At 72.1% G+C, this 7,268-nt stretch carries 5 protein-coding genes; 2 read left to right on the top strand and 3 right to left on the bottom strand.

Going from position 1 to position 7,268, the window contains the following annotated elements; all coding sequences use genetic code 11:
- Positions 1 to 2,520, top strand: a 2,520-nt coding sequence (locus C1I97_RS27110) for an ATP-binding protein (RefSeq protein ID WP_111005777.1), incomplete at its 5' end; no start/stop codon positions are given.
- A gap of 23 nt (positions 2,521 to 2,543) precedes the next feature.
- On the opposite strand, the gene C1I97_RS27105 is transcribed toward C1I97_RS27110, so the two are convergent.
- From C1I97_RS27105 to panB, 3 genes are all read right to left on the bottom strand, one after another.
- A complete protein-coding gene (locus tag C1I97_RS27105) occupies positions 2,544 to 3,365 on the bottom strand; it encodes an ABC transporter permease (RefSeq protein WP_111005776.1) in 822 nt (273 codons plus the stop codon).
- On the bottom strand, positions 3,362 to 4,375 hold the full coding sequence (locus tag C1I97_RS27100) for an ATP-binding cassette domain-containing protein (RefSeq protein ID WP_111005775.1): 1,014 nt from the start codon (positions 4,373 to 4,375) through the stop codon (positions 3,362 to 3,364). The genes C1I97_RS27105 and C1I97_RS27100 overlap by 4 nt, the downstream gene beginning before the upstream one ends.
- Positions 4,376 to 4,594: 219 nt before the next feature.
- Positions 4,595 to 5,461, bottom strand: a complete 867-nt coding sequence (panB, locus tag C1I97_RS27095) for a 3-methyl-2-oxobutanoate hydroxymethyltransferase (RefSeq protein ID WP_111005774.1) — start codon at positions 5,459 to 5,461, stop codon at positions 4,595 to 4,597.
- Positions 5,462 to 5,648: 187 nt separating this feature from the next.
- Between panB and C1I97_RS27090 the strand changes: the two genes are divergently transcribed.
- Positions 5,649 to 7,247, top strand: a complete 1,599-nt coding sequence (locus C1I97_RS27090) for an MFS transporter (protein WP_111005773.1) — start codon at positions 5,649 to 5,651, stop codon at positions 7,245 to 7,247.
- The last annotated feature ends 21 nt before the right edge of the window (positions 7,248 to 7,268 follow it).

The raw sequence follows: 7,268 nt of genomic DNA, 5'->3' as shown, positions 1-7,268 counted from the left end.
GGGCCCCCCGGCAACCTCCGCGCCCGCCTCACCTCCTTCGTCGGCCGGGAGGCCGACATCGAGGCGATCCGCGCCGACCTCGGGACCGCGCGGCTGGTGACGCTGCTGGGGCCCGGCGGGGCCGGGAAGACGCGGCTGTCGCAGGAGGCGGCGGAGGCCGTGCGGCCGGCGGTGCGGGACGGGGTGTGGCTGGCCGAGCTCGCTCCCGTCGACGACGCCGGCGCCGTACCCGAGGCCGTGCTCACGGCCGTGGGCGCCCGCGAGACCGTGCTGTACGGCGCGGGGGCCGAGGAGATGCGGGCCGCGGTCGCCGACCGGCACGACGACCCGGTCGAGCGGCTGGTCGAGCACTGCGCGCGGCGCCGCATGCTGCTCCTGCTCGACAACTGCGAGCACGTCGTCGACGCGGCGGCCCGCCTCGCCGAGGAACTGCTCGCCCGCTGCCCGCACCTCACCGTCCTGGCCACCAGCCGGGAACCGCTCGGCGTACCCGGTGAGGTGCTGCGGCCGGTGGAGCCGCTGCCCGAGCCGGTCGCGCTGCGGCTGCTCGCCGACCGGGGGGCCGCCGTACGGCCCGGTTTCCGCGTCGACGCCGACGAGGACACCGCCGCCGCCTGCGCCGAGATCTGCCGACGCCTGGACGGCCTGCCGCTCGCCATCGAACTCGCCGCCGCCCGGCTGCGGATGCTCACCCCGCGCCAGATCGCCGGCCGGCTCGACGACCGCTTCCGCCTGCTCACCTCCGGCAGCCGCACCGTCCTGCCCCGCCAGCAGACCCTGCGGGCCGTCGTCGACTGGTCCTGGGACCTGCTGGACACGGACGAGCGGGACGTCCTGAGTCGGCTGTCCGTCTTCGCCGGCGGCTGCGACCTCGCCGCGGCCGAGGTCGTGTGCGGCCCCGCCGCCTTCGACGCCCTCGCCTCCCTCGTCGACAAGTCCCTCGTGGTGGCCGACGCCGCCGCCGACGGCGAGATGCGCTACCGGCTCCTGGAGACCGTCGCCGAGTACGCGGGCGAACGGCTCGACGAGAGCGGCGGCCGTACGGAGGCCGAGCGCGCCCACCTGACGTACTACCGCGAACTCGCCCGCACCACCGACCCGTTGCTGCGCGGCCCCGGTCAGCGCGCCGCCATCGGGAAGCTGGAGCGGGAGTACGAGAACCTGCGCACCGCCCTGCGCCACGCCGTCGCCGTACGCGACGAGCAGGAGGGGCTGTGTCTGATCCTTTCGCTCGCCTTCTACTGGCAGCTGCGCGACGCGCGCATCGAGGCCCGCACCTGGTGCGTCGAGGTCATGGCGCTCGGCCCCGACCCCTTCGCCGAGCCGGTCCGGCGCGCCGCCCCGGTATGGCGGCGGTGCACGGACGCCCCGCCGCCGATGACCGGCGAGGTTCTCGCGGAGGCCCGCCGCGGCCTGCACCTCGCCCATATGGCCTGCATGGACACCGAGCTGGACGCCTGGCAGTCCCCGGAGGCGCAACGAAAGCTGCGCGTCGTCACCGAGGTCTACGAGCCGGGCATGCCGCAGGTCTGCCGCAGCCCCGGCACGCTCTGGATGTTCGCGGTGATGCTGATCGGTGACGTGGCGCGCCTGCGCGAGGTCAGCGACGCCGCCGTGCGCACCTGCCGCAGCGATCCGGGATTCGAGTGGGAGCTCGCCCACGCCCTCCAGTGGCGTGCCAACCTGCTGGCCAACCGCACCGACTCGGCCGGGGACGCGGGCCGGGACGCCGACGAGGCGCTGGAGATCTTCCGCCGCCTCGGGGACGCCTGGGGCACCGCCGAGGCGCTCTCCGCGCGCGCGGAGGCACATGAACGGACCGGCGCCTATCTGTCGGCCGCCGCCGACTACCGCGCGGCCGTCGAGCACGCCGAACGTCTCGGCGCCCACGCCCAGATCGCCCTCCTCAACGTCCGCCTCGGCGGCGCCCTGCTGGAGGCGGGCGAGGCCGAACAGGGCGAGCGGATGCTGCGCGAGGCCATCGAGCAGAACGACGGCGGCCACAACGAGGCCATGCCGGCCGCCCGGATCTTCCTCGCCGGCCGGCTCGGCATGACCGGCCGCATCCGTGAGGCGCGCGAACAACTGCGGCTGCTGCGCGAGGAGTTCAGCATCGCGCACTTCGTCGTCTTCGACTCTTTCATCCTCGGTGCGGAGGCCTGGGTGGACGCGGCCGACGGCCGTTACGAGGACGCCCTGGACAAGTCCCGCAGGGCACTGGAGCAGGCCCGGAACCCGCTGTCCCAGGCCATCGCGCCCCACATGTCCTCGATGTACCTGACCGTCGCGGCCCTGGCCGTCGCCGGCGCGGACGGCGGACGCCGCGCCCGGGACGCCGCCCGCTGCCTCGGCGCCGCCGACGCCCTGCTGCCGCCCCGGCACGTGCCCTCGTCCCTGGAACGCCACATCCACGACCAGGCGGTCGCCCGCATCCGGTCCGTGCTCGGCGAGGAGGCGTACGAGGCCGCGTACGCGGAGGGCGGCGGCCTCACCCCGCAGGAGGCCGCCGCCCTGGTCTGACGCGCCCGACCGGGGCCGTACGGTCAGGTCTTGGTACGGAACTTGTGGATCGCGACCGGGGCCATCACCGCGGTGATCGCCGCCGACCAGGCCAGCGTCAGCCACAGACCGTGCGCGACCGGGCCGTGCGTCATCAGCCCGCGGGCGGCGTCCGCGAGGGCGGACAGCGGGTTGTACTCGGTGAACGTCCGCAGCCAGCCCGGCATCGTCCCGGGCGGCGCGAAGATGGACGAGCCGAACTGCAGCGGCATCAGCACCAGGAAGCCCATCGCCTGCACGGACTGCGCGTTCTTCATCACCACGCCGAGCGTGAGGAACACCCACATCAGCGCCGAGCCGAACACCGCGGACAGCCCCACGGCGGCGACCAGGCCGGGCCAGTTCTCGATGTCGAAGCCGACGAGGACGCCGACGACCATGAGGATCGTCGTCGCGATGAGCATCCGCAGCAGCTCGACGGAGATCTTGGCGAACAGCACCGAGCCGCGCCCGATCGGCAGGGACCGGAAGCGGTCCATCACACCGGAGTTGAAGTCCTGGTTGAAGCCGGTGCCCACGCTCTGGGCCAGGTTCATCCCCATCATGGCCATCAGGCCGGGCACGATGTACTGCACGTACTGCTGCTGCCCGCCGCCCAGCGACTGCCCGATCGAGCCGCCGAAGACGTACACGAACAGCAGCGTGAAGATCACCGGGAACAGGATCGCGTCGAACATCGACTCGGGGTCCTGGCGGATCCACAGCAGGTTGCGGCGGACCAGCGCGCCGGTGTGCCGCAGGTGGGCGCGCAGCGGGATCCGGGCGTCGGCCTTCGGACCGGCGGCAGTTGTGGCGATGGCGCTCATACGGCGACCTCCTCGCGGGAGCCGGTGGGCCGGGCGTCCTGCGGGGCACTGGCGCGGTGGCCGGTGAGGGACAGGAACACCTCGTCCAGGCTGGGCAGTTCGGTGGTGATGGAGGAGATCGTGATGCCGCGCGCGGTGACCGCGCCGACCACGGCGGTCAGCTGCTCGTCACTGAGGACCGGCACCAGCAGGGAGCCGGTTTCGGTGTCCACGGTCGTCGCGGCGAGCCCGGTGATGCCCAGCTCGTCGAGCATCCCGGCCAGCGGGCGCAGCTGAAGGGGATCGGCCGGCTGCACGCGCAGGGTGCGCCCGCCGACCTTCGCCTTGAGCTCCTCGACGGCCCCGTTCGCGATGACCCTGCCGCGGTCGACGACGGTCAGCTCGGAGGCCAGCTGCTCGGCCTCCTCCATGTACTGGGTGGTCAGCAGGACGGTGACCCCGTCCCCGACCATCGCCTTGACCTCGTCCCACACCTCGTTGCGGGTGCGGGGGTCGAGTCCCGTGGTCGGCTCGTCCAGGTAGAGGACGGCGGGCCGCCCGATCATCGAGGCGGCCAGGTCCAGCCGCCGCCGCATGCCGCCGGAGTACGTACGGGCCGGCCGCCGCGCGGCCTCGGTGAGCGAGAACCGCTCCAGCAGCTCGTCGGCGCGGGCGCGGGCCTCCTTGCGGGGCAGGTCGAGCAGCCGGCCGATCAGGTACAGGTTCTCCCAGCCGGGCAGCTTCTCGTCGACGGAGGCGTACTGCCCGGTCAGCCCGATCACCCGGCGCAGCTGCCGGGGCTGCCGTACGACGTCGTAGCCGGCGACGGTGGCCCGGCCGGCGTCCGGGGTCAGCAGGGTGGACAGGATGCGCACGAGCGTGGTCTTGCCGGCCCCGTTCGGCCCGAGCACACCCATCACGGTGCCCTCGCGCACGTCCAGGTCCACACCGTCCAGCGCCCTGGTCTCGCCGTAGTGCTTGACCAGCCCCCGCACGGTCACGGCACTGGGTTTCGTGTCGTTTGGTGTCATGACGGAAACGCTGTCAGCCGCCACCGACAAACCACCGACAGTCGACCGACAGCACCGACACATCCCCGACAAGCACCGCAACCATCGACTGAGGAACCACGACGGCGAGCAACCACCTCCGCGAGAGCGGCGCCGGTTTAGGCGCAAAAACAGGCAGCCCCGCCGACGGGGGAAGATCGGCGGGGCTACCTTCTGGTACCGCAGTGGCTCAACCGTAGGTCAGTGCACCGAGTGCTCCTCCAGCGGGAACGCCCCGCCGACCACGTCCTCCGCGAACGCCTTGGCCGCGTCGCCCATGACCGCCCGCAGATCCGCGTACTTCTTGACGAACTTCGGCACGCGCCCGCCCGTCAGCCCGAGCATGTCGGTCCACACCAGCACCTGCGCGTCCGTCTGCGGCCCGGCCCCGATGCCGACGGTCGGGATGTGCAGCACCCGCGTCACCTCGGCCGCCAGCTCCGCCGGCACCAGCTCCAGCACGACCGCGAACGCCCCCGCGTCCTGCACGGCCTTCGCGTCCCGCAGCAGCTGCGCCGCCGCCTCCTCGCCGCGACCCTGGACGCGGTAGCCCATGGCGTTGACGGACTGCGGGGTCAGGCCGATGTGGGCCATGACCGGGATGCCGGACTCCACCAGGAGCCGGATCTGCTCGTGCGACCGTTCGCCGCCCTCCAGCTTCACGGCGCCGACGCCCGCCTCCTTGACCAGCCGGGTCGCCGAGCGCAGCGCCTGCACCGGGCCCTCCTGGTAGGAGCCGAAGGGGAGGTCGCCGACGATCAGGGCGCGGCGCGTGCCCCGGACGACCGCGGCGGACAGCATGGTCATCTCGTCGAGGGTGACGGGTACGGTCGTGTCGTACCCCAGGTGGCAGTTGCCCGCGGAGTCTCCCACCAGCATCACCGGGATGCCGGCCTCGTCGAAGACGGAGGCGGTCATGGCGTCGTAGGCGGTGAGCATGGGCCACTTCTCGCCGCGTTCCTTGGCGAGGGCGATGTCGCGGACGGTGATGCGGCGGGTGCCCTTTCCTCCGTACAGCGCTTTGCTGCTGTCGGAGGGCTTCGTCTGGGCAGCCGAAAGCTGCGTCATGGCAACGGCTCCTTCGTCATCTCGAGGCGCCCTGACGGCGTCCCCGGATCCCTCCCATGGTGGCACCTCGTGCCAGTGCGAGCCAGAGGACGCTCGTGTGCGCAACGTCTCGGTAAGGGACGTAAGAGCTGGGTAAAGGTTTCCGATACGAGACGGTCTCGTATCGGAAGCGCCCTAGGCTCGCACCATGACTACTCCTGCCGACAACGCCGGCCGCGGCTCCCGGATTCCGGAAGCGGTGCACCGCCGCCGCTGGGCGATTCTCGGCGTGCTGATGCTGAGCCTGCTGATCGTGGTGCTCGACAACTCGATCCTGAACGTCGCCATCAAGACGATCTCCACCCCGGCCCCGACCGGACTGGGGGCCACGCAGAGCGAGCTGGAGTGGGCGATCAACGCCTACACCCTCGTCTTCGCGGGCCTGCTGTTCACCGCCGGGCTCGTCGGCGACCGCATCGGCCGCAAGAAGGTCCTGCTCGGCGGCCTCGTCGTGTTCGGGATCGGGTCCGCGCTGGCCGCCGAGTCCGGCACGCCGAACGAGCTCATCGCCTACCGCGCCCTGATGGCCCTCGGTGCCGCCTTCGTCATGCCGGCCACCCTCGCCGTCCTCATGAACGTCTTCGAGCGCGAGGAGCAGCCCAAGGCCATCGGCATCTGGGCCGGCGGCGTGGGCCTGGCCATCGCCATCGGCCCGATCACCGGCGGTCTGCTGCTCGACCACTTCTGGTGGGGCTCGGTGTTCCTCGTCAACGTGCCCATCGTGATCGTCGCGGTGGCGCTGATGGTGTGGCTGGTGCCCGACTCCCGCGACCCGCGGCCCGGCCGCGTCGACCCGGTCGGCGTCGTGCTGTCCGTGGTCGGCCTGGTCCTGCTCGTGTACGGCATCATCAAGGGCGGCGAGCTCGCCGACTTCACCGATCCCACCGCGCTGTCGACGATCGTGGCGGGCCTGCTCGTCCTCGCGGCCTTCGTGTGGTTCGAGAAGCGCAGCGACCACCCGTCCCTGGACGTCACCTACTTCAGGAACAAGGTCTTCTCGGCCGCCATGGCCGCCATCGCGCTGGTGTTCTTCGCGCTGATGGGCGTGACGTTCTTCTCGGTGTTCTACACGCAGAGCGTGCGCGGCTACACGCCGCTCCAGTCCGGCCTGCTGATGCTGCCGCTGGCCGCCGCACAGATGATCTTCGCGCCGCGGGCCCGGCTGGTCGTCGACCGCTTCGGGAACAAGGCCACCACCACGGCCGGTCTGCTCCTGCTCGCCGCCATGCTGGCCGCCTTCGCCGGCTTCGAGGCCGACACGCCGATCTGGGTGCTGGAGGCCGTCTTCTTCCTCATGGGCACCGGCATGGCGCACATCATGACGCCGACCAGCGTCGTCATCATGCAGGCCCTGCCCCGCGAGAAGGCCGGTTCGGCCTCCGCGCTGAGCAACACCTTCCGCCAGGTCGGCGGCGCGCTCGGCATCGCCGTGCTCGGCTCGGTGCTCTCGGCGGCGTACCGCAGCCGCATCGAGGACAAGCTCGGCCTGCTCCCGGCCGGGGTGCGCGACAAGGCCGGCGAGTCCATCGAGGCCACCCTCGGCGTCGCCGCCAGGCTCGGCCCGCGCGGTGACTCCCTGGTGAGCTCGGCCAACGACGCCTTCCTGCACGCGATGCACGTCACCGCGCTGTGCGGCGCCGTGGTCGCGGTCGTCGGCGCGGTCGTGGTGGCCCTGTTCCTGCCGGGCAAGGCGTCCACGCCCCAGAAGGGCAAGGAGGAGCAGGAGATGGTGGCGGCGGTGGAGTAGGCCGGGGGAGTGATTGGGGGT

Origin of the sequence: Streptomyces sp. NTH33 (assembly GCF_003236365.1) — a bacterium.
Taxonomy (GTDB): Bacteria; Actinomycetota; Actinomycetes; order Streptomycetales; family Streptomycetaceae; genus Streptomyces.
Note: the sequence above shows the minus strand (reverse complement) of the source record. Positions and strands in the feature narration are given on the sequence as shown.

Bases quoted from the DNA above. Each gene is read 5' to 3' on its own strand.
- C1I97_RS27105 (WP_111005776.1), bottom strand. From the start codon at position 3,365: ATGAGCGCCATCGCCACAACTGCCGCCGGTCCGAAGGCCGACGCCCGG.
- C1I97_RS27100 (WP_111005775.1), bottom strand. From the start codon at position 4,375: ATGACACCAAACGACACGAAACCCAGTGCCGTGACCGTGCGGGGGCTG.
- panB (WP_111005774.1), bottom strand. From the start codon at position 5,461: ATGACGCAGCTTTCGGCTGCCCAGACGAAGCCCTCCGACAGCAGCAAA.
- C1I97_RS27090 (WP_111005773.1), top strand. From the start codon at position 5,649: ATGACTACTCCTGCCGACAACGCCGGCCGCGGCTCCCGGATTCCGGAA.